The sequence below is a fragment of the Metabacillus sp. Hm71 genome, assembly GCF_051842955.2.
GTDB lineage: Bacteria > Bacillota > Bacilli > Bacillales > Bacillaceae > Metabacillus.
This window is the reverse complement of sequence record NZ_CM200278.1, coordinates 3231322-3253633: the sequence shown is the minus strand read 5'-3', so window position 1 is coordinate 3253633 and position 22312 is coordinate 3231322. Positions and strand designations below refer to the sequence as shown.

The 22312-nt window shown below is 33.9% G+C and carries 21 protein-coding genes, 5 pseudogenes and 1 riboswitch; of the genes and pseudogenes, 11 read left to right on the top strand and 15 right to left on the bottom strand.

The features are described 5' to 3' along the window. Positions 1-99 precede the first annotated feature (99 nt). Positions 100-546 (top strand): GNAT family N-acetyltransferase, encoded by a 447-nt coding sequence (locus ACSVDH_RS15890; protein WP_046517094.1) that lies wholly within the window; start codon positions 100-102, stop codon positions 544-546. Positions 547-731: 185 nt separating this feature from the next. After that, positions 732-1262: pseudogene (locus ACSVDH_RS15885) on the top strand (N-acetylmuramoyl-L-alanine amidase); the annotation flags it as partial. Between the two features lie 28 nt (positions 1263-1290). Here ACSVDH_RS15885 and ACSVDH_RS15880 read toward each other — a convergent pair. Then, positions 1291-1440, bottom strand: coding sequence for a hypothetical protein (locus tag ACSVDH_RS15880; RefSeq protein ID WP_439251236.1), 150 nt, complete (start codon positions 1438-1440; stop codon positions 1291-1293). A 526-nt stretch (positions 1441-1966) separates the two neighbouring features. Here ACSVDH_RS15880 and ACSVDH_RS15875 point away from each other — a divergent pair. Beyond that, positions 1967-3727 (top strand): patatin-like phospholipase family protein, encoded by a 1761-nt coding sequence (locus ACSVDH_RS15875; protein ID WP_439251234.1) that lies wholly within the window; start codon positions 1967-1969, stop codon positions 3725-3727. A gap of 305 nt (positions 3728-4032) precedes the next feature. On the opposite strand, the gene ACSVDH_RS15870 is transcribed toward ACSVDH_RS15875, so the two are convergent. From ACSVDH_RS15870 to ACSVDH_RS15855, 4 genes are all read right to left on the bottom strand, one after another. Further along, positions 4033-4542 (bottom strand): peptidoglycan recognition protein family protein, encoded by a 510-nt coding sequence (locus ACSVDH_RS15870; protein WP_439251233.1) that lies wholly within the window; start codon positions 4540-4542, stop codon positions 4033-4035. Between the two features lie 584 nt (positions 4543-5126). Then, positions 5127-5558, bottom strand: coding sequence for a hypothetical protein (locus ACSVDH_RS15865; protein WP_439251232.1), 432 nt, complete (start codon positions 5556-5558; stop codon positions 5127-5129). An 81-nt stretch (positions 5559-5639) separates the two neighbouring features. Then, entirely contained in the window at positions 5640-5996 is a 357-nt protein-coding gene (locus ACSVDH_RS15860) for a hypothetical protein (protein WP_439251231.1), read from the bottom strand. 145 nt (positions 5997-6141) lie between these two features. Continuing rightward, a complete protein-coding gene (locus tag ACSVDH_RS15855; RefSeq protein ID WP_439251229.1) occupies positions 6142-6546 on the bottom strand; it encodes a cell wall hydrolase in 405 nt (134 codons plus the stop codon). 1497 nt (positions 6547-8043) lie between these two features. Here ACSVDH_RS15855 and ACSVDH_RS15850 point away from each other — a divergent pair. Then, the gene (locus ACSVDH_RS15850; protein ID WP_439251228.1) at positions 8044-9558 is read left to right on the top strand and encodes a peptidase G2 autoproteolytic cleavage domain-containing protein; all 1515 of its coding nucleotides are present in this window, start codon (positions 8044-8046) and stop codon (positions 9556-9558) included. Positions 9559-9935: 377 nt separating this feature from the next. On the opposite strand, the gene ACSVDH_RS15845 is transcribed toward ACSVDH_RS15850, so the two are convergent. From ACSVDH_RS15845 to ACSVDH_RS15835, 3 genes are all read right to left on the bottom strand, one after another. After that, entirely contained in the window at positions 9936-10310 is a 375-nt protein-coding gene (locus ACSVDH_RS15845; protein WP_439251227.1) for a hypothetical protein, read from the bottom strand. A 255-nt stretch (positions 10311-10565) separates the two neighbouring features. Continuing rightward, positions 10566-10940, bottom strand: coding sequence for a recombinase family protein (locus ACSVDH_RS15840; RefSeq protein WP_439251226.1), 375 nt, complete (start codon positions 10938-10940; stop codon positions 10566-10568). A 144-nt stretch (positions 10941-11084) separates the two neighbouring features. Beyond that, a complete protein-coding gene (locus ACSVDH_RS15835; RefSeq protein WP_518618315.1) occupies positions 11085-11231 on the bottom strand; it encodes a recombinase family protein in 147 nt (48 codons plus the stop codon). 423 nt (positions 11232-11654) lie between these two features. On the opposite strand from ACSVDH_RS15835, the gene ACSVDH_RS15830 reads away from it, so the two are divergent. Both ACSVDH_RS15830 and ACSVDH_RS15825 read left to right on the top strand, forming a co-directional pair. After that, positions 11655-12107 carry a VOC family protein gene (locus ACSVDH_RS15830; protein WP_439251225.1) on the top strand — a complete coding sequence of 151 codons (453 nt, stop codon included), beginning with the start codon at positions 11655-11657 and terminating at the stop codon, positions 12105-12107. Between the two features lie 286 nt (positions 12108-12393). Beyond that, a complete protein-coding gene (locus tag ACSVDH_RS15825; protein WP_439251224.1) occupies positions 12394-12609 on the top strand; it encodes a hypothetical protein in 216 nt (71 codons plus the stop codon). 193 nt (positions 12610-12802) lie between these two features. On the opposite strand, the pseudogene ACSVDH_RS15820 reads toward ACSVDH_RS15825, so the two are convergent. From ACSVDH_RS15820 to ACSVDH_RS15805, 4 genes and pseudogenes are all read right to left on the bottom strand, one after another. Further along, positions 12803-13986, bottom strand: a pseudogene (locus tag ACSVDH_RS15820) (IS110 family RNA-guided transposase). Between the two features lie 118 nt (positions 13987-14104). Beyond that, positions 14105-14425: a cupin domain-containing protein gene (locus ACSVDH_RS15815; protein ID WP_439251546.1), complete on the bottom strand. Its 321-nt coding sequence runs from the start codon at positions 14423-14425 to the stop codon at positions 14105-14107. A 580-nt stretch (positions 14426-15005) separates the two neighbouring features. Further along, positions 15006-15185 carry a hypothetical protein gene (locus ACSVDH_RS15810; protein WP_439251223.1) on the bottom strand — a complete coding sequence of 60 codons (180 nt, stop codon included), beginning with the start codon at positions 15183-15185 and terminating at the stop codon, positions 15006-15008. A gap of 608 nt (positions 15186-15793) precedes the next feature. Beyond that, positions 15794-15883 (bottom strand): YjcZ family sporulation protein, encoded by a 90-nt coding sequence (locus tag ACSVDH_RS15805; protein ID WP_439251545.1) that lies wholly within the window; start codon positions 15881-15883, stop codon positions 15794-15796. Positions 15884-16424: 541 nt separating this feature from the next. On the opposite strand from ACSVDH_RS15805, the pseudogene ACSVDH_RS15800 reads away from it, so the two are divergent. Then, positions 16425-17210, top strand: a pseudogene (locus ACSVDH_RS15800) (DNA-methyltransferase). 329 nt (positions 17211-17539) lie between these two features. Here the strand turns inward: ACSVDH_RS15800 and ACSVDH_RS15795 are convergent. The 3 genes from ACSVDH_RS15795 to ACSVDH_RS15785 form a co-directional block, all read right to left on the bottom strand. Beyond that, complete coding sequence (locus ACSVDH_RS15795; RefSeq protein ID WP_439251222.1) at positions 17540-17851, bottom strand: hypothetical protein; 312 nt, start codon at positions 17849-17851, stop codon at positions 17540-17542. A 186-nt stretch (positions 17852-18037) separates the two neighbouring features. Next, complete coding sequence (gene sinI / locus ACSVDH_RS15790) at positions 18038-18169, bottom strand: DNA-binding anti-repressor SinI (protein ID WP_439251221.1); 132 nt, start codon at positions 18167-18169, stop codon at positions 18038-18040. A 28-nt stretch (positions 18170-18197) separates the two neighbouring features. Then, a riboswitch (cyclic di-GMP riboswitch) is annotated at positions 18198-18281 on the bottom strand. A 163-nt stretch (positions 18282-18444) separates the two neighbouring features. Further along, positions 18445-18996: an ATP-dependent DNA ligase gene (locus ACSVDH_RS15785; RefSeq protein ID WP_439251220.1), complete on the bottom strand. Its 552-nt coding sequence runs from the start codon at positions 18994-18996 to the stop codon at positions 18445-18447. A 261-nt stretch (positions 18997-19257) separates the two neighbouring features. Between ACSVDH_RS15785 and ACSVDH_RS15780 the strand changes: the two genes are divergently transcribed. From ACSVDH_RS15780 to ACSVDH_RS15765, 4 genes and pseudogenes are all read left to right on the top strand, one after another. Continuing rightward, positions 19258-19773 (top strand): hypothetical protein, encoded by a 516-nt coding sequence (locus tag ACSVDH_RS15780; protein WP_439251219.1) that lies wholly within the window; start codon positions 19258-19260, stop codon positions 19771-19773. Positions 19774-20008: 235 nt separating this feature from the next. Next, a complete protein-coding gene (locus ACSVDH_RS15775) occupies positions 20009-20224 on the top strand; it encodes a hypothetical protein (RefSeq protein ID WP_439251218.1) in 216 nt (71 codons plus the stop codon). 96 nt (positions 20225-20320) lie between these two features. Continuing rightward, positions 20321-21040, top strand: a pseudogene (terS, locus tag ACSVDH_RS15770) (phage terminase small subunit); the annotation flags it as partial. 3 nt (positions 21041-21043) lie between these two features. Then, positions 21044-22305 (top strand): annotated as a pseudogene (locus ACSVDH_RS15765) (PBSX family phage terminase large subunit). Positions 22306-22312 lie beyond the last annotated feature (7 nt).

Sequence of the window (22312 nt, the reverse complement as noted above, 5' to 3'; positions counted from 1 at the left end):
GATGAATAATGCTTTGAAAAAAATTGTGATACCCATTATAAGAGAACAAGCATTTAAAGGCTCATTACCACACTTTAGACGTAAGAGGGGGAGAGTAATTTGATACGAACTGCAACAATATTAGATATTCCTGCAATAACACTGCTTAAACAGAAAATGTTTAAAGAAGTTGGAATGGAACACCTTCTTAGAGATGATTTTGTTCAGGTTGTTGAGGAGACCTACAAAGAATTGTATGAAATAGAAAAAGCTATTCACTTTGTCATTGAACACGAAAACAATATTGTTGCGTGTGCTGGGTCATTTATCAAAGAAGATATTCCTTACTGTTTTTATAAGGATGAAGAATATGGGTTTATTGGTGATGTTTATGTAGAGCCGATGTTTAGAAATCAAGGTTATGCAAAAATGTTAACAAACGAAGTGTTAGATTGGTTTACTAAAAAAGATATAAATACCATCCGTCTATTAGCCAGTGATAATGCAAAAAAGCTATACAAATCACTTGGATTTAAAGAAACAGACCAGATGATTTTACATAGATAAATTGAGCTTGTTGATCCACTAACGGGTTCAAGAGTTGAAGAGCTGTCGTAGTGGCAGCTTTTCTTATTCAAGTAACGGGGCAGTTTTGTGCAAAAGCAGGAAAATACAAAGTGCATCTTGAATATTTAACTGATGAAATATATAGGTGTAGGTGAATGTATTGAGGAAGCCGTGATCTAGATGTTTCAGTTCACCTTAACGCTGCTTCTAAAACGAATGATCCTCGTGGTGTAGAGGTTCTTTATATTTCAGAATCTGGAAGGCTTATTGCAGAAAAAGTAGCAGCTGCAATTGCAAAGGCAAGTGGGGTAAAAAATCGTGGGGCTAAGAAACGTACAAACTTGGGGTTCTTAAATGGCACAAAAAAAGCTGCAATCTTAATTGAGGTTTGTTTTGTTGATTCAAAGGCAGATGTGCTACTTTACAAGAGTAAGTTCAATGAAATTTGTAAAGCTATTGCTGAATCAATTTCAGGCAAAAAATTACCTGAGCCAAATCCTAAAGTAGAAAGCGTTCAAATTAGAACAGGTGGTTTATCACCCGAAATGGTTGCTGAAATCTGCAAGTATTTTGATAATAAAAAATGGTGGGCGCAAATTCAATATACAAGTGATGGGGCAAACCCTACAGCCTTAACGGGTGGATTATCTCCAAAAGTGAGACAAGAATTTGAAGTATGGCTTAAAGAACGTAATTGGTCGTATAAAGTAATCTAAAATAAAATGCCCTTCCTAATGGAGGGGCTTAATTAGTTGATTTGTCTTCTATTATCAAATTTAATGTGATGGAATCAAAAGGAGTAACGCGCTCTATTTCTTCTACAGTCATTTTTTCTTCAAAATATAGTTTTGAAATTAGTGTCATTTCAGCTAAAGTTAAGACTGTTTTTACCATAAAAAAACCTCCTATGATTATTTTGTCCTATGTAAATTAGATCATAAGAGGATAAAGTAATTATTGTTTAATTGTAAAAATTTTGTAATTATTTAACTTTAATCCTATTTGCAATCAAGTTATTGTCTTTGTCCCGAACTATGAGACCCTTCTTTATTAGAGAAATAACAGTTTCTCTCACATCAGCTTCTGATTTTCCTGTCCATCTCATCAGTTCTTTAAGTGTAGGGCTTTTACCATGTATCGAGGTATTAAAGTAAATGCGGAAAATTTTCCTTTCAAGATCACTATACATAAAGATCACGCTCCTTTAAGGAATATTATAGGAACAAATGTTCGTATAATCAAGTGTGATTTTTTACTAAGACAAAAACTCTCGACTGGAAAAGTGATCTGAAGGATGGATAAGGGTAAGGTCTGTTTTATTTATTTTTTCACAGCATAAAAACTAAAAAAAAAGAAAACATAAATTTTAGTTATATTATTAATAAAAAATATTAAAAGAAATAAAAAGGAGCCATTGGTTATGAAGGAGGAAAATTCAAAAAAATTAGGACTGGCCCTTTCTGGAGGGGGATTTCGAGCATCATTCTTTCATATCGGAGTACTAGCAAGGATGGCTGATTTGGGTTTGCTTCGTTCTGTTGAAGTAATTTCTACTGTTTCAGGTGGCTCTATTATTGGCTCACTCTATTATCTTCATGTAAAAAAACTACTGGAAGAAAAGAGAGATAATGATATTAGAGATGAAGACTATCAGAAAATAATTGCAAAAATTGAAGTTGATTTTCTAAAAGTAGTCCAAAAAAATTTGCGTTTAAGAACCTTTCTAAATCCATTAAAAAATCTAAAAATGATATTGCCTAATTACTCACGAAGTGATCATATTGGAGAACTTTATGATAAATTTTTATACAGAAAAGTTCTTGATACAAATAATACCGAGCCTATAAAAATGAAGGATTTAATAATCATACCATGTGGTGAAAGTAATTCTTTTCACCCACTTAAGGATAATGAAAATAGAAAAGCAAAAGTACCAATACTTCTTATAAATGCTACTATCTTGAATAATGGCCATAACTGGTGTTTTAGTGCTTCGGATATGGGGGAAACACAGTTAGACCAATTAAGAAAAAAATTTGATAAAAACTTTCAACTGAAAAGAGTGGAATCATATGAAGACATATATAAACACGATGATTTTGAACTTGGTATAGCCGTTGCCGCTTCAGCTTGTGTGCCTGGAATTTTTGCCCCTCTTGCTATTAGTGATCTTTATGATGAGAAGATACGAATACAATTAGTTGATGGCGGTGTCCATGATAATCAAGGGATAAGTGGATTATTAGATGAACGATTAAATTGCACACATTTTATAATAAGTGATGCATCAGGACAAATGAAAGATGAAAGGGAACCCAAGGTACAGATATCAAATGTAATCAAACGTTCAAATAGTATTTTAATGGACAACCTACGAGAGCAACAATTGTCCAATATACTTAAGGAACATTCAGATAATGTTGCTCTATTACATTTAAAAAAAGGGTTACCAGTAAAGAAAGTTTCTTACTTTGATAAAAGACATAATCTTAAGGGAGAAACTAAACTTTATAATATAGAACAATCTTCCGAGGCTTTTGGAGTAAATAAATATGTTCAAGATCTTCTTTCCCGAATAAGAACAGATTTAGACTCATTTTCTGACGTAGAAGCTTTTTCTTTAATGCTTGACGGCTATAAAATAAGTCAGTTTGAATTTGGAAAAAAGAACATAAAAAATTTAGTTACAAATCCTTCATTAAAAGCGGAAAGATATCAATTCTTTAAGATTGATTCATGGATTTCATCACCTGTAATTGATTCTTATTATAAAAATCTTCTTGAAATTGCAAGCAAACGATCTTTTAAGACTATACGAATTAATTTGTTATTAAAGCTTTTAACAATTTTATTGATTGTTCTTATATACGGATTACTAGTAGTCACATGCGGTTCAAGGTTTGTTAGTTGGGCAAATGAATCTATATCAAAAGGACAATTATTAGTAATGCTTCTTCTTTTAATCACCCTCTTAATTATAAACAAAGGAATTAACCTTTTTTTGCACCGAATTTTTTCTGTATGGTTCCTGATAAATCCAATACCATTTTTTTTAATATCTTTAACAGGGTTTACATTTATTGGATTTTACCTACTTACTTTTGATCGACTTTTTTTATACTTTGGGAGTCTTAAAGCTTTACAAAAATCACAAAAAAAATTTAAAAAAACCAGGGAATAAATTTTTATAAGAAATTACTCAATCAGATTATCTTAGTTTAGAAGGGTCTAAACAATTAACTTAGCGAAATCACACGTAAGGATTTCATCTTCAGAAAAAATACCAAGTTTATTCGCTTTTTGTCTGGAATAGTTCGATGAAGAATTCAATAAAATTTTATTCTTAAAACCCATCTTAGAGACACAGAAGAACCATTTCCTGCCAAGATTCTCTTATGATAGTGTCTGTTTCGATGGGTATATTTCTTTCAAATAAGATAGATAATTAGAAAATGAATTTTCTTTTTGTTACAAAACTGGTCATTATTAGATAGTTACAGGGTTATTTGCTAATTGTTTTATTTGAGAAACAAACTTAGGGAACCCACCCCATTCATGGAGAATTACATGAGGACAATCCTTACCGGTCCATTTTTTATGTGGCACAACGTTATCAGCAGGAATATTTAACTCAGACATGAGATGAACAATCAATTTCTGCGCGTTAATAACTGCTTTATCAAAGTGAATTCCTTCATGCTCACAAATTTCAATACCGATTGAAACTGAGTTACCGGATCCAGCATGCCAACCTTTTTCAGTAATTCCAACGCCAACAGGCAGGTGCTGAATTATGTGTTTATCATCAACTGTGTAATGCCAACTTACCTCTCGTTCCCTAGCATCGGATCCTTTTAAATAAGTAGCATGCATTAGTGCGTTAGCACCTGGTTTTTTATTTGCAGTATTGTGAATCGTAATATATTTTGGATTAATGATCGTACCAGGACGATTAGAGCTTCCAACTGGGATAAAGTCTTTATTAATGGTTATCACTTCAATATCTCCTTTTATTTTTAGTTAAATACAGCTATTAGTATTTTTCTTACTGCAATGTTTAACACTTGTATATTTTTTCTAATTATTATAGAGTCCGCTTTTGCATATTAGCTTTGAAAATTGTTTAATGAAATTTGACCTTTCTTCAGATGAGTGCTAAGGAAAAACTTGGGGGATAAATAATCAGGTGGATGACATAGCACCTGGTAGAAGTGACCTTGGAAGGATCCATTTTACAATTGTCTGAATAGAAGAACGTATTAATGTGTGTGGGTTAGCAACTTAATTCAGTTACAAAACTTACTAAATTATTTACTCACTCTATTGGAACATGCTCGCTCAGCATGCAAGCGCGGAGGGGATGTTCATTGGCGTATTTACTCTACAAATGAACAGCGAGCAATACAAGTAGAATTGAAGGTGAACTTAGGGATTTCAACGGTCTATTCAGCTCTGAAGCGAAAGCTTCGGACCAATGCTAGCAGTATGGTTTTGTCTTAGTGAAAGTAATTACAATGCCCGAGTGTAAGTCTCGGGCAGAGTCCAATTTCACCTCATTAAGGTACAGGGTACTTACATTGCTAAAAAGGAGAAGGATTATTGGCAACAGTTAAAGTTAAGTCTGCAAAGTCTTCAGGGTCACCCTCATCTGTATTCGACATATGAATGGTATGAGTGATCGTTGTATTTGGCTGTACAGTAAAAGTCTGGCTAGCGGATCCATCATGATCCGTTGTATCACAACTATCCCCCTCAAAAAGTTTCCCATCAACCGTGACGTTTACGTCTCCTGCTTGGCTGACGCGGGTTACTGTTAATTTGTATTCAGGCCAAATCTCACCGCCAGCACAAACCTTTGGTGACGGAATTTCTGTGAATCCTTGTGGTTGAGCATCGCCTATAAAGAGGGTTTTAGTAAAGTTACCGTGTGCGTGTTCATTATCAGCAAAAGGTTCAGGTTCATAATCTTGAACATGAATTGCGCCAGATATTGCTATTAATCTATTGCTCATGATAAGTCCTCCTTTATTTGTTAAACTTAAATTTTATTCGTATGATGGTAATCTAAGCAAGACATAGTGATAGAGTACTACCTAATCAGGTATAGCATCTGGAGGTATCTGTACGGGTTCTGCGCTTATAACCTTGAAAACACCTTGATTGGTATTAACAACATGGAAACTCCAGATCTTTTTCGGATCCCTTAAATCTGTGAACCAATCGGCAGAAGTGACGCCCGCCGCAACTTCCTGTTGAAGAATGTCCGGCTCATCATTGCTCAGAAAACGACCATCAGACCACTTAGCCTCACCAGGACGAAAAGGATTGGTTGTTGCTTTATCGAAAAAACATCCAAGTATGTTGTATGACCCTTGGTCATCTCCTGGATGAGAGCGAACACTCAATCTGCCACCACCACGGACCATTAACTGAGAAGTCTCTTGAGGCATAGGTTTCTCTCCTTTAAAAAGTTTTATTACGCATTCCACTACTTTGTTTGCGAGTCAATAAATACCACATCATAATCTCTACAACGGACTTCAACATTTTTTGTGGGCATTAATCTCCCCAATTTGTTGTATTTACAATACCAATTTATTTATGTCTTGCAAATTGATGGTTACCTATCTTTTTAGTTTTAGGTCTTGAGTTTAGCCAACTGTTTCCAGGTGCTTTGGTTGGATTCCAAAACACAGTTGCACCATTGGTAGGGTCGGCTCCATTTAATGCATCCCGGACAGCATTAATGGTTTCTTGGTTCGGATTGACATCATAAAGTCTTCGATCATCAACAGGAGAGTATTGTCCTCGATCAAATATTACATTGCGAACCGTATTTGGATAGTCTCCACTTTTAACACGATTCAATACTGATGCTGCAACAGCCACTTTTCCTGCATACCCTTCTCCACCAGCTTCAGCTTCCGTTAATTTTGCTAAGAGATTGAAGTCTCTTTCAGAAAGGTTTGTATTAGGACGATTGACTACAGTAGTTGGCATATTATCACTCCCTATAAGAAATAGATACCACATCAATTGTGCTTACCGCACATTAAATAACTTTTGAAAAAATGGTGAAAGTTATGTTCTCTAATTTTTTACATTTTGGTAAACAATAAGCCCAATTGTGTTGAATTGGCAAAGTTTCCTTTGTAACGGATTGTTTTTATCGAATATATTAGAAGTTACCCTGAAGGAGAACTCCACAATAGATGGAGAATAGGAATGTTTACAGTTACCTCCTTACTAAATTAAAAAGATAATCTCTATGCTTCTGCCTATCTATACCTTGTTAAAAGCAAATGGTAAAACACTAAAAAATACACGCACGAATAAGTTGGGCAAATACACTCTGACGGTAAAAATGTCCCATTTTCATTTTCGTTTTTTTAGCATGATTCATCTCATAATGATCATAATATTTAAAAAGAATAACCATAAAACGGATAGTTATTAAACTAACGGTGCTTTTTAGATAGAATGGTCGCATAAGACCCTTTTATGCAGTGTGTAGCTTCTTCAGAAGCCTACTTGCAAAAGTAAGCATTACATAAGCTTGCTTTAAGGTTACTTACATTAAGATAAAGTCCCGCAGGGTTTGTCCATTGGTCTCTCCTCGATAAGTATCAATTGAAAGTAATACCTCATTCCCATACGTTCAGTGACAATCCCGTCCCATCTTCCATTTTGTAGTATAGTAATAACCCGACGCACTTGCTTATTCACTATATCCAAACAATACCACCAATTGTTAACACCAATGATCCCATATTACTAACACAAAAAAAGCCGTCAAAAGAAATGGACGGCTTATTAAATGTTCTTTTTAATAATAATATAACGGAGGTAGAGGTTGTGGGTTGAGTGGGACATAAAAAACCGGAGGTAGAGGTTGCGGGTTGAGTGGCACATAAGAAACCCATGGACCATAAAGAAAAGGATTTGGTCTAAATGAAAAATATGCCTGTGGATCATAATAAGTGATTAGTGGAGTTGGATGCATTACATTTCATCTCCCAAAAAATATTAATTTGTTGATACTCTATATGCACTTAGGCTTAGATAAGTTATTTTAATTTTTTGTAACACAAGACGTTTCAGCTTTTATTGTCTTTTTATCACGATATATTATTTTTAAAGTAAAGATTTAATATGAGGAGACATCAATAAACTTTATATTAAATAAGTAAGAATTAGACTTAGTTTAATAATGCATGGTCCTATTGTCAGGACAAGACACCCAGTCAAGACAATAGGACCATGCAATTTCTTATCCTGTTGAACAAAGCACCCCGATATCCATCCTTGAAAATGGTCTTCTCCACAGAGGATGTAAGATAAAATATTTTCTTTAATAGTAGTATAAACCCAACCTTCTTGAAATTCCAAATTACAGTCTATGTCTCCCTTTCCACTAACTACCGAAATAAGTCAGTTCTAAAAGTGGCGAAGTGGGTGAACATAATGATTGGCAAGAATCAAGAGGAGGTTGATTTAATGTTTGACCAAAATGAGAAGAAGTCTTGTACAGATCAGAATCAAAAGTTAAATGAAAAGGTTGTTAGAAGTTGTGGTACAACTGAAGGAAATTGTGCTGAAGCGGAAGGATTTGCAACTAAAGCAACTGGATTTGCTTCCCACGCAGAAGGTCAATCTACCACCGCGAGTGAAGGCAATGCCCATGCGGAAGGAAGTTTTACCCTCGCTAACAAAAATGCTGCCCATGCAGAAGGAGATAGTACCGATGCCATTGGTATTGCAGCACATGCGGAAGGAAAAAATACTACTGCTAGTGATGTTGCTCATGCGGAAGGAAAGGAAACCAAAGCCATTAAAGAAGCAGCCCATGCAGAAGGAAATAATACTACCGCTAGTGGAGAGGCTTCCCATGCGGAAGGAGTCAGAACAACTGCTTTTGGATCCGCGGCCCATGCAGAAGGAGAAAATACTACTGCTGCTTTTAAGAATACCCATACAGAAGGAGAAGGAACAAGAGCTGATGCGATTCGAGCCCATGCAGAAGGGGGTTTTACTAAAGCCTTAAGAGAGGCAGCTCATGCAGAAGGAACTGGAACAACTGCCTTTGGAATCGCTGCCCATTCGGAGGGTAGCTCTACTACCGCCAAAGGAGATTATTCCCACGCGGAAGGTCTATATTCCTCTGCCACTGGAGGCGCTTCCCATGCAGAAGGTGATGGTAACAACGCTAGTGGATTTGCTTCCCACGCTGAAGGAGCTTATAACAAAGCCAGTGCGATATCTTCCCATGCGGAAGGGTTTGATACAAAAGCAGATGCTAACTACTCCCATGCAGAAGGAAGATTTACAAGTACAAATAATAAAGAAGGTGCCCATATAATGGGGCGTTTTGGAAATGCTACAGACACTCATTCCTGGCATCTCGCAAACGGAACGGATTCATCCAACTTATCCCTCGCAGCAAAAATATTAAGCGATGGAAGAGGCATTGCCGATAGGGGATGGTTCACGGGCAATGCCGATTATGCAGAAATGTTCGAGACGGTTGATGGGCAGCCGTTTAATGTTGGGTATTTTGTTACGTTAGAGGGCAAGAAAATACGAAAAGCCAAAACTACTGACGATTATATCTTAGGAATTGTAACTGCTGATCCGGCTGTCCTAGCCGACAGTGGGGAATTAAGATGGAAAGATAAATATGTAACGGATGAATGGGGGAGAATACAATACCATGATGTTGTAATTCCAGCGGAAAAAGATACGGGTGGGAATGTTAGCATTCCGAAACGAACAGAAAAGCAACCCATTTTAAATCCTGACTGGGACCATACGAAAGAGTATATCCCCCGTTCTCAAAGACCGGAATGGGTTGCAGTTGCTCTATTGGGAAAACTTCGTGTCAGAGATGATGGAACATGTCAAGTTAATGGGTACTGTAAACATAATGACGAAGGTATCGCAACTGCTTCTGAAAATGGGTATCGAGTAATGGAGCGTATAGGTCCTAACCAAATTATGGTTTTGTTTAGATAGGTATTATGAAATGGTCACAAGATAGGATGATTTAAAAGTAGGGGGGGATATTCCCCTACTTTTAAGGTACCCCTTGTACTATTTTTTATATCCCTCATATTTTGCTTTTATTGCATATAATTACACATTTACACGCGAAAAATGGTGACTGTTTAGCTCGCTTTTTGGTTTTGGATACATCATTAACGATCGAATAATATTACGTATTATTTATTTTACAGTATTTTTTGCACCTTAAAATCAGCAACTATCAATATCAATCTTTATACATACCCAGGAAATACAGTAGTACTGAATTTTCTTTTATTTAATATTCCTGTTCCGTTAAAGAAGGATCCGAGTATTAAAAAATTAATAAAACTCTATGTTGGTTATCTTTAAACTCTCAACAACCGGCCTATCTCGACTTTATCTAAATCAATTCTTTGTACAAGCATTTGAAGTAACATTTTCTTTTTAAGCGAGTCCATGTGTTCCCAATTTTCACGAACATTGTTTAAAACCTCGATCATTTCATTAGGACTCATTTTTTCATTGATAGGTTGAAGGGAAGAGAGCTGTTTTTTAATTTCCTCTTCTTTTAAGTTTTCTTCATTCATTCTCTTAGTGAAATCCTCATCAGTTAACATCTCATTTACCCAGGCATACTGCCACTTTTTACGTCTTTTTTCTAATAACTCCAATTCAGCACGCAAAGATGTAATTTTATGGTTTGCTCGATCTGCATCTTTAGTAGATGAAACATCGGTCAAGATATCAGTTTCTATTTTTACTTTTCAAGTTCCTTTAAAAAGTGTTGTTCAATGAATCGTTCAGACATATTTTTCTGGTCACATAAACCTAAAGCTTTGTTAGAGCAAACATACTAAGACAACGATACATACTTTTTATTGCCACGAGTCATACCACCGTATTTACCACACATAGGAGCTCCACATCTTGAACACTTGGCAACACCAGAGAAAATAAACTTACTTGTTGCAGATCTTGGATGTACAACACTTCTTTCATTTTTTAATCTTTTGTACTTTATTAAAAATATCTTTATCTATGATTGCAGGGACAGCATTTTCAATTTCAAAATACTGTTCAGTATTAACTCGGTAGTTATAACGCATTGTTCCTATGTAAACAGGATTTCCTAAGATATAACGAACTTTTTCTCTTGTCCAGACACTACCTCTTTTAGTTTTGACATTCAGTAAATTTAATTCATTTGCTATTTTAAGCATACCTTTTCCAGATAAATAGTGATTATAAATCTTACGGACGAATTCAGCTTCTTCTTCATTTATTAAAAGAGTATCGTTCTTTTTATCAATTTCATAACCGAAAGGGGGGAGGTTCATAACCCATTTACCTTCCTTAGCTTTTTGCTCCATCCCCATACTGACACGCTCTGAGAGGTTCTTGCGTTCCCATTGTGCAAGAGCTCAACAATTGTGATAAACATTCGACCCATTGAAGATGTAGTATCATAAACCTCAGTTGCACTTTTAAATTTAAATTGTATTTATCAAATATTTCTAAGAGTTTATATAAATCATTACAGAACGAGTTAGACGGTCAAGACGGTAGACTAAGGCGCAATCGACTAGTCCTTGCTCAATATGCTTTAGCATTCGCTTTAATTCAGGTCTTCTCATATCCTTGGCACTTATACCATCATCAATAAAAAAATCAACTACAGAACAACCCTGAGAGACACTGTAGGCTTTTAAACGGTCAGTTTATGCTCGAATGGAATAACCTTCCTTCGCTTGTACATCCGTTGATACACGAATGTAGATAGCTGTACGGATGAAATCACCTCATATTAATTATTGCTTATATTTCTGATGATTTATGGTATATTTTAGTAGAGTCCAAACACACAACTAGAACACTCGTTCCTACTATATTGTAAAATAAAACCCCTTAATTAAAAAGGGGGAAAAGAATATAATATAATATTCTAATAAGGAAGAAAACGATAATTCACCTTGAAATGTAAAAGTTATGTAATAAAAAGAGAAACTTTCTTGGTAAGAGGTAAATTATCCATTAAGATGATATGTTAAAGCGTGCTATTTTTTTAACAAAGGTAGGAGATTTTAGTGTCAATTAAATATGCTCACACAAACATTGTTGCAAAAGACTGGCGTAGATTGTCTGATTTTTATGTTAAGGTTTTTGATTGTAAGCCTGTATTTCCCGAAAGGGACCTTTCTGGTAAATGGATAGAAAAAGTAACTAATATAGATAATGTTAGTATTAAAGGCATCCACCTAACCTTACCTGGGTACGATGCAGGGCCAACTTTAGAGATTTTTCAATATTATCCAGAAAACCCTGAGAGGTATCCATCAAATATTAGCTATCAAGGATTTGGACATATTGCATTTGTAGTGGATAACGTTGAAGAAGTTTTGAATAAGTTAATCGAATGCGGTGGAAAGAAATATGGAGCTTTAGAAAAAAAAGAGTACGATTCCCTTGGTGTATTAACAGTTGTTTATGCAGAAGATCCCGAAGGGAATATTATAGAGATTCAGAATTGGAAAAAATGAATTTTGATACTTTCTATCATTTACGCTACAATAGGGCGCGTTTTTCGAGTAACGTGTCTTTCGAGTAACGCGTCTTTTTGTATAGGGCCAGATTGTTAAATAACACTTTAAATTGAATCGTGAAAGATTGAGAAGAAATGTAACTTAAGCTAACGACTCAGCTTTATTTAACAAGGGTTTTCCGTTTACTTTACGAATTTTAAAAATGGGGAAGAAGTAGATCAGTTTTGCCCCAGATGCCAATGAAGAAACTATCAAATCTAACTGGAAAGGAAGAGAATGCTTAATGAATTTTACACCACAAGAAGAATCCCTGATTAAGGCTTTTCGTGAGACTGACTTACCCCCTTTATTTGTGCTTATACGAGTCAGAAATGATATTGCAAATGATATTACAAATATCGAAGAGAGCCAAAGAGATGTTATTGTTAAAACATTAGAAAAATACATCGGTCCACTATGGGAGGACTATCATGATGGGAAATCACGAAAAAGTCTTTAAAGATTATAAAAAGTACAATCCGAAATTAATACTTGAATAGTCGTCGGCTTTGAACTAAACCAGCTAATAGTTTGTCAACATTTTTCACTTAAAAATCAGAAATTCCTCATGTTATACTAAAAATGCGCATGTCAAATAACCTTCCGTTAGACTATTTTTGGAAGGTTTTTCTGTATTTGGTTAGTTGTAGTTTCTAAGCAATATCTTGGAAAGTGGTTTTATTTTTTAATATCGCATAGATCCAATGTAAGAGCTTATTAACACCAGCAATAACGGCTACTTTATACAATTTACCTTCACTGCGTTTCTTATCGTAAAATTCTCTTAATCTCCTATTCCTAGGGATTATCTCATCACTTGTTTTCTTTTTACGAGCGTCACGTATTCCAGCACGAACAGCCATATACAAGGTATGCCGTAGTCTACTAGAACCACGTTTCGTAATTCGCACTAGTAATGCGACTAGCTTTTCAGGGTGATTAAATCGGTCTATCTCACCAATTTCGGAAATATTCGTTGCCGCGATTTTTTCACCAATACCAGGGATAGATTGGATAATCTTATATTCTTCAATTTCTTTAGCGAGAGTATCTATCTCTGCCTCTAACGTTGATAGATGCTCTTTGTATTGAAGAAGCATATTAATATACATTTTCATACTCAACAAATGACTTTGGTACATGTTCTTTTGAAATGGGTTACGAGCTGCCGCAATCTTAAGTTTTTGTGCCTTTTCTTTTATCCATTTTTTTGATCCATGCTTATATAAACCTTTTATCCCATTAGCCAAATCATCCTCACTAGCAGCTAAGATATCATTTGATGTAGGATATTTTTGCAGAGTAAGAAAGATTACAGAGTATAAGTCACCAAAAACCCCTTTATATTCAGGAAATACTTGATCTAATACTGCTTGAAATTGTAACTTGGTTTGTTCATATATCTCTGTTATACTCGCATGTTGCCTTGTGAGATTACGAAGGTTTAAAAGTTGTATTCCACGCTTTTTATAGGGTTCTAACTCCTCTTTATAGTAGAGATCACAGAGGCGATAAGCATCAACGGCATCAGTTTTCACTTTTCGTAAACTTGAACTTTTGGCCCTATGAGAAATCAATGGATTGACGATTATTAATAAATAATTCCGTTCCTCCAAATACTGAACAACTGGAGAATGATAATGCCCTGTAGATTCCAATACAACCGGTGGTTGCTGACCGGTCATATCCTTTATTTCCTTAAGAAACTCAAGTAATAAACCTAAACCTTCGAGATCATGTTGGATACTAAAGCTTTTACGATAAGGTTTTCCTTTGTCTAAAAATCCTTAAACTTCACTTTCCCTTTTGAAACATCCAGACCTACGACTGGATTCATTCTAAATCTCCTCCTCCAAAAATATATTGCCGGTAACCCCTAGGAGAAATCGGTTTAATAGGAGGTAATGTGGTCTTTACGTAAACTGCGCATTAAAAAAGCACCAAGATATTGGTACTTAATAAGATCCATTTATATCGGTATCTTTTTTCTCAAAACAGAGATTTACAGTTCTACCATTAGATCGTGTTCTATGTTGCGTATGTGCTGGTACATTAAAAATTTCACCAGGTAGTAATTTAAATGTTCTATCATTTTCTAAGTCAATTATGAGTTCTCCTTCGAGTACCATAAATAATTCGTCTGTGTCATGTTCATGCCAATGAAATTCTCCATCAATCACAGCAATTCTTAAAACATGATCATTGACTTCAGACACGACAAAATTCTTATATTCAGTTATATCAGTCACTAAATCTAATAAATTAATTTTTTGCAATAAACTTTCCAAGTATATTTTCTCCTTTCAAAAACAAGAAATATTGAGCTATGTAAATTGTATCATTTAAACAATAGAAAAAGACAAAAATTAACTTTTTAACAGGAGATAAAAAGCTTAGTGAACATATAGACAAAAAACGACCACATATAAGTGGCCGCACGATTTCATCACGTCGGTGCGATCGACAATATAAAATATGTGAATTTTTATAGAAAATGACTATTAACAAAAAAACTGCTATCGATAAGATAACAGTTAGATTAGTCCAAAGATTAGAATGCATGTTAATGCTTGCTGCACTAACAATATATGCTTAATATTCTCTGTTGAACCAAGATAAAAAACCAATTAGTAAAAAGAACTAATGTCGCATTTTGCATAAAATCTGAGATACAGGGTGGGGATTTCTTTTATGATTAAGAGTTTAATTATATACGCTATTCTTGTAGTCTTGGTTGTTGGGTTTATTCAAGTTGGTAGTAAAAATAATAAGTTTTAGATTTTCCTTAAAGAATAACTTAATGTTATGTAGGAAAATACATTAAATAGGTTAGGAGCCAATTGGCTCCTCTAACAATCAAACTGGATAGTCTTCTCTACTGTGTAATGCCCAATAAAGCTGAACCAATTGCATTTCATACTTTATATGTTTTTTGTAAAAATAAATGTGTTTTTCTGGGTCAATATGTTCGTAAAACTTTGCCAAAGTTCCGTACAAACTTGTTTTTTGAAGAAGTTGAGCTAATCGTGGATCCACAAAAATCTCTCCCTTGTTTAATCTGATCAAGACCAACATATGCAGAGTAGGTATTTGGTGTATAGACGGATGTCACGATTTTCCTAATAAAAGCCTAATTTATTTACTCAAAACATTAATAATTCAAAAGCATCGAGAGTTTTGATATTTAGAATATTAAAAAACGACCACTTAATAGTGGTCGAACGATTTCTTCACGTTGGTGCGATCAACAATATAAATATATGAGAAAACCTAATAAAAAATAACACCTAAATAATAAATAACTGCTATCCAAAGAGATAACAGTTAATTAGTCCATCGCTTGGAGTGCAATGTAATGTTTTGCTGCAGTAAAAGTTTATGTTTAATCTCGGCGTATGTGACAAGAAAAAAATCATTTTTAATGCTTAATGGTCAATTCGCACATGATATTACACATGTCGCAAATTAGATCAAATGTATTTTATTGAAATTGAAAAAGCCCCCTTTATTGGGAAGCTCCAAAGTGGATAGTAATACGGAGGAACTTTAAGTAACATTGGGATGAAAAAAGAAGCGTGATACATCACGCTTCAAAATAGAAGAGATGTTAGCATTACTTTTTAGCCTTCATTCTTTTTAATATATTAGTATCCTCTAAAGGATGTACCAACAATAATTAAAAGGATGAAAAGAACCACGACTAAAGCAAAATTAAAACGATAACCTTCTGACATCATGTATCACCTCCTTTTTAAGGAGTTAATACATACTATGTCTAGCTTGAAAACTTTGAAATGGCCAAACATGGAAAATAATAATTCAAAAGAATGCTTAATTATTAACAATAAATGAGAAATAAGACGTAAGAGGAGAGGTTAAAAGAAAAAAGAGCTACATTATGCAGCTCTATTCTTCTTCTTTCCACATCTAACACAGCTGTCAGAATAATAACTATATTTGTGGTTCCTGGTAAAAAAACAAATTAAGGCTTTAATTTTCAACCAGACCAACTCCTTAATATTAAAATTCCATATCTTGTAATCTTATGTTGATAGTACTATGAATAGTTCAAATTTTAAATAAAAATAGTTTGACATTTATCGGCAAGAATCAACAATAATCGGATGAATATAAAAAGGATTATACTTATAAAAATTGCTCTAGTCTTGCTACAAAAAACAGCTTGATAAAAAATGAGATATACTAAGCAGGACTCTCATAGTAGAACATACGTTCTTTTAAAACCTATTATATTGCTATGGGAGGAAAATGTAAATGAGTTTAGATTTAAACACAATTTATAACATGGATTGCATTGAGGGGATGAAGCAAATAGATAATAAGTCTATTGATATGATCCTATGTGATTTACCTTACGGTACCACCAACTGTATATGGGATGAAATAATTCCTTTCGATCAACTATGGGAGCAATATGAAAGAATAATTAAGGACAATGGAGCAATCGTATTGACGGCAAGTCAACCATTCACCACAAAACTTATAGCAAGTAACATGAAGTTGTTTCGCTATGAATGGATATGGAAAAAAGAAAAACACACAACAGGGTTTCAAAATTCCAAAAGAATGCCATTGAAAAACCATGAGAACATTTGTGTTTTTTATAAAAAGTTACCACCTATCATCCGCAAGGATTACTTCCGTTATTAAAAGTAGAAAGAATAAAAGGAAAAATGTAGGTGGGATTTTCAAACCTGAAGATGAAAGTTTGTTACAGGAATACACGACTACACATACGAATTATCCGAAATCTATATTGAATTTTCCACGTGATAGTAATACGTTTCATCCCACTCAAAAGCCTGTGGCGTTATTTGAGTACTTAATAAAAACTTTACAAACCAAGGTAATCTAGTCCTTGATAATTGTATGGGAGGATTTACGACCGCAATTGCTTGTGACAATACAAAACGGAATTGGATAGGGTTTGAACTATTAGAGGAATATTGCGAAAAAGGTAAGTTCCGAATTAATGAAAATAGAGATAAGTTAGGGATTCCACATGTGTCTATAAAAAAGTTAGATTTTAAATTTATCTAAATATTAATAGGGAAAGTGGAAGTTTCTTTCCCTTTTGGGAAATTGACGTAAAAAGCGAAATAAAGGCTTTATATAAATGAAGAGCCGAAATAAAGAAAGCTCATTATAAAGAAAGTAATAAGAAACGTGAATATAGGTTTGGGTAATCTATTAAATTTACTGATTAAGAACAATCCTAGAATTATATGTGCTATAAAGAAAATAATTAAAGACAATATTATCCATCCTTTTTTACTTAAAGTGTAAATAACGCATTAAAGAATTTCAAGGATAATTGTGTCGTAGTTCAAGGAAAATCCGAAATAATAGGCAAGGGTGTTACCCTGAATTTACAAAGGTGTGATTAAAATTTTTTTGAATGTGTCATCTTCTAATTTATGTTCAAATCTTATTTTTCCAGATGAAAAGGGTACAAGGCTATGATGTAATAGCAAAGGATAAATAGAGGCTTTACCTTTTACTTTGTTGGTTAATGTACCAATCATATTGGGATTATACAAAATATATGTCAATTCTTTGAGGTGTTTATTTTGGATAAGACTTCTTTGATTTCTGAGACAGGGATGCCTGATTCTAATGCGTGTGGAAATAAGATTAATCCATTCATTGTCTAAATTTTTTATATCTAAGTTTTTATTCAAATAAATTCCCTCCTAAAGTATATGATTATAATTATGGGTATTTTTGTAAGAAAAAGAAAGACAAATTGATGAAAATTATTGAAATTAACAATATCTTAAACGATGGATGTGTTCAATAGTATGTTTTCTTATAAGGCTGCAGATTTCTTTTAATGAAATAGATAAATGTTGGTAAGAAAAAAAGACCTATTTAGGTCTAGATTCTTGGTTGAAGAATTCTATTATTTCATCAACTGAAATACCTATTTCAAGGGCATGTAAAAAAAGTTCAGTCCAATCTTTGTCTAACCCTTTTTCTTTTATTAATTCTATTAACACTGTTGACCTCCTAAAATATAAAAATATTTTAGGCAGCTCAGCCATCTTAGTTTAAAACCTTAGACCTGGAGCTTTGCGTCCCTATTTTTCAAAAGGTTTGCCTTTATCTAATTAAACATGTATTTATTTTACTATTTTTATTTGATGAATTAAACCAATTAATTAGACAAGATATAAACATTATTTTTCCAAGGAAAATTATTAGATAAATACAGTTAAAGGAAAAAGCTAAATAAATAAGCCAGGTGGAAACCTGACTTTTTAAAAGAGTGGAGTTATAACCAATCCACAATTGAAGGTATACGTAATTTTCCTTGCTTAGTTAGATTTCGATATTTCACACGACATTTAATAGGATCAATGAATAGAAACTTGTCATTTTCAAAGTGAACTTTAGACAAGGAGTATAATTTCTTACGATCATTTGTTGGTATAAACTCAATTATTCCAGCTGGTTTACCGTCAAGGAATGATAATAATACACCAAATTCATCTTTACGAATGCCGGTAATGTAAACAACTTCATACTGATAATTGATTACTTTTAACCAATTGTATGAACGTTTACCAACATCATAAACAGAATCAGACTTTTTAAGCACAATACCTTCCAGATCTTGCTGCTTAATCAAATCAAAATAGGCATTAGCATTACCAGGAATCCATTGTACAACTGCAATATAAGAATGATTAGAGGGAATTATTTTATTTAAAAGTTCCTTACGAGAGAGCAACGGTAAGTTAGATACCTTAATACCATTAAGCTGAATGACATCAAATACACAATAATGGACAACATAAGGGCATTTAAAAGGAAGTTTTGCCATTGTTTTGAGCGAAGGTAAAGCTAAAATAACCGAATTACCAAAGAAGGCGGAGGATTTAGGGATAATCTTATTTGGAGTTCATATCTAACTTACTTACAAGATGAGCATGAAAAATACGACAAAATCATATTTGTTAATAGTGATAGTGATTTTGTTATAAGAAATAATAAAGAATTATTATTAGTTGATGATTTAATTTCTGACATTGAGGACTATGAGATTGACATTAAAAAAATACAAGTTGTTGCAAACTTTAGGGATTTGAATGAAAAACTTCTTCAGCCTTTACTTCCAAAAATAAAGGAATTCAATGAACAACTTAATACAAACATAAAGCAATTATTACGAGAGGTAATTGATAGTTATAAACAACAAATAGAATCATCTATTACTGAACTCATCAATAATAAAATAAATGGGGAATCGACGGAACCTAACATATTAAATATTGAAAGCTATGGGCCATTAATTTTCCCTAGAAAAGCAAATGTATTTGGCGATGGAAGTATCTATATATATTTTACTCAAACCTTTTCTGTTCCATTTGAATACTTTTTACCTAAAACAGAAGTGATTGAAATAAGTGAAGAGCGAAATTTATCAATTATAGATGCTGATTGGAATGATTGGGTAATGTTAGTTGAAGAACAATGGTTTGCAAATGTAGGATTTGAAGTTATTTTAAACATAGATGATACTTCAGACTTGAAAGTAGAGGAATCATATATATATGAGGAAATTAAAATTCATGATAAGAATATATGGGCCAAAAGCTAGTTGGATTTTGTTAGAAAAACGGCAGATTTTTGGCAGGAGAACGGCAGAGTATTAGGTTTTAACAGTGATATTAGGGTATTAACGAAATATATCAAAGAAAGCGTCTATTCGTCGAATAGGCGTTTTCTATTTGATTAATTATTTACATATTAGATATGGAAAATTAATTAGTTGAAGGATTTTATAGTCAAAAACACCCCTTTAGTGGCGTACTTTATGCTCGGGGGTTGATAAAATGAATAAATATAAAATTAATTATTACTTTGAACAGGGTTTTTTAGTATCACAAATAGTAGAATCGGACTCTAGAGAGAATGTGATAAAGGACTTAATCCAAGAAGGTATTGTAGAGTTCACAGACGAACAAAATATTTATCAGATATTTAATATGAAAGATATTAAGCTAATCAATGTAATTGTAATGGAACCTGATTATCAAGCTGCTAATTAGGTTATATTGGTTCTTTCTCTAAATTGTATGCATCCTTCGGGGTGCTTTTTTTATTTTCCTGAACAACTCAATTATCGGGGGTGGCGGTGATGTAGCATGGCTGAAAAATATGTACACGCTGAAAAAGATTATGTAAAAGGTTTGAAATACAAAGACATTGCTGAAAAGTATGGGGTTTCCATCAACACGGTTAAATCATGGAAAAAGCGTTATGGCTGGAATCGTGAAAGGGGTGCACCCAAAGAAAAAAGTGTGCACACAAAAAGGAGAGGCGCACCAAAAGGAAATATCAATGCAAAAGGCAATAATGGTGGTGCTCCTAAAGGAAATCAGAATGCTGTTACCCACGGTTTCTTTTCTAAGTTTATACCAGAAGAAACATTAGAGATAATGGAATCTATGCATGAACGTTCAGCAGCTGATTTAATATGGGATCAGATACAGATTCAATATGCTGCCAATATCCGAGCTCAACAAATTATGTTTGTTAAAGATCAAGCAGACGTAACAAAAGAGATTAAGAAGCAAAAGAGCATTATGTCTGAAGATCAAGAAATGATGGAAACAGAATGGGAAATCCAGTTTGCATGGGATAAACATGCTACTTTTCTTAATGCTCAGTCCAGGGCAATGTCTGAACTAAGGAGCCTTATAAAGCAGTTTAATAAACTACACAGCTATGATGAAAGACGACTTAAATTGGAGTATATGCGTTTAAATATTGAGAAGACAAAAGCAGAGGTCGATAAAATATCTAAAGGTTCTGATGATAAACCAATCGAAATTCTCATTAAACGTAAGAGTAAAGGAAATGGATTCATGATCGAAAAAGAGGTCAATCCATACTTTGAAGACTTTCTCTTTGATTGGTCTCAGAAGTTTTATTTCCTAGTTGGTGGTTATGGTTCCTCTAAAAGTTATCATGTAGCTCTTAAGCTCATTCTTAAGCTTCTTGAAGAGAAAAGAACAGCATTAGTTGTTCGAGAAGTTTATGATACTCATAGAGATTCTACTTTTTCCTTGCTTGAAGAAATAATAACCGATTTGGAGCTAGATGATAATATTCGATGTATAAGCTCCCCGATGCAGATACGTTTTCCTAATGGCTCAAAAATCATCTTTAAGGGAATGGACAAGCCAGCCAAGTTAAAATCAATCAACAATGTATCAATTATATGGGTAGAAGAATGTTCATAGGTCAAATACGATGACTTTAAGGAGTTATTAGGGCGTTTAAGGCATCCAACATTAAAGTTGCATATGATCCTTTCTACTAACCCCGTTAGTAAAGGAAATTGGTCCTATAAACACTTTTTCAAAGATGAAGCGAATAACTTTTTTGTCCTTAACGATGAAGAACTATATGAGAAAAAGACGATCATACTGTACAGCACATATTATCATCACTCAACAGCTGATGATAATTTATTTTTGCCTGAAAGTTATATTGAACAGTTAGAAGACTTAAAGATACATGACCCAGACCTTTACAGAGTTGCTCGTAAAGGTCGTTTTGGTGTGAACGGAAAGTTAGTGCTGCCACAGTTAGAAGTTTGGAAACACGAAGAGGTAGAAAAGGCAATTGAAGCGATAAGAAGACCTCTTTTCAAAACCGGTATGGATTTTGGATTCGTTAATTCATATAACGCCGTTGTAAGAATGGCAGAAGATTTGAAAGAACGTATTCTTTATATCTATTGGCAATATTACAAAAATGGAATGACTGACGATAAAACAGCCGAGGAATTAAAAGACTTAAAGAATGTCCTGATCAAAGCTGATAGTGCAGAGCCAAAAACATTCAGTTTTTCAGACAAAATGGCTTTAGGATGATGCCTACAAGAAAGTTTGCTGGTTCTCGGATCCAGTACACCAAAAAGGTAAAAAGATTTAAGAAAATGGTTTGCTCTGATCAATGTCCTGATGTAATTCGAGAATTGAAGGATTTAACCTTTGCAGTGGATAAAGACGGAGAAATCATTGAGGATGAATGTAACATAGATCCTCATACATTCTCGGCCATTTGGTATGGACTTGATGACGTAGAAATCAGGAACCTTAAAGACGAACATCGAAGGTAGGTGAGAA

Coding starts and splice junctions, on each gene's coding strand:
- ACSVDH_RS15880 (WP_439251236.1), bottom strand. CDS start 1,440: ATGGTAAAAACAGTCTTAACTTTAGCTGAAATGACACTAATTTCAAAA.
- ACSVDH_RS15825 (WP_439251224.1), top strand. CDS start 12,394: ATGAATTTTACACCACAAGAAGAATCCCTGATTAAGGCTTTTCGTGAG.
- ACSVDH_RS15775 (WP_439251218.1), top strand. CDS start 20,009: ATGAATAAATATAAAATTAATTATTACTTTGAACAGGGTTTTTTAGTA.
- ACSVDH_RS15865 (WP_439251232.1), bottom strand. CDS start 5,558: ATGAGCAATAGATTAATAGCAATATCTGGCGCAATTCATGTTCAAGAT.
- ACSVDH_RS15875 (WP_439251234.1), top strand. CDS start 1,967: ATGAAGGAGGAAAATTCAAAAAAATTAGGACTGGCCCTTTCTGGAGGG.
- ACSVDH_RS15850 (WP_439251228.1), top strand. CDS start 8,044: ATGTTTGACCAAAATGAGAAGAAGTCTTGTACAGATCAGAATCAAAAG.
- ACSVDH_RS15840 (WP_439251226.1), bottom strand. CDS start 10,940: ATGGAGCAAAAAGCTAAGGAAGGTAAATGGGTTATGAACCTCCCCCCT.
- ACSVDH_RS15855 (WP_439251229.1), bottom strand. CDS start 6,546: ATGCCAACTACTGTAGTCAATCGTCCTAATACAAACCTTTCTGAAAGA.
- ACSVDH_RS15860 (WP_439251231.1), bottom strand. CDS start 5,996: ATGCCTCAAGAGACTTCTCAGTTAATGGTCCGTGGTGGTGGCAGATTG.
- ACSVDH_RS15805 (WP_439251545.1), bottom strand. CDS start 15,883: ATGTCAGAAGGTTATCGTTTTAATTTTGCTTTAGTCGTGGTTCTTTTC.
- ACSVDH_RS15785 (WP_439251220.1), bottom strand. CDS start 18,996: ATGGCAAAACTTCCTTTTAAATGCCCTTATGTTGTCCATTATTGTGTA.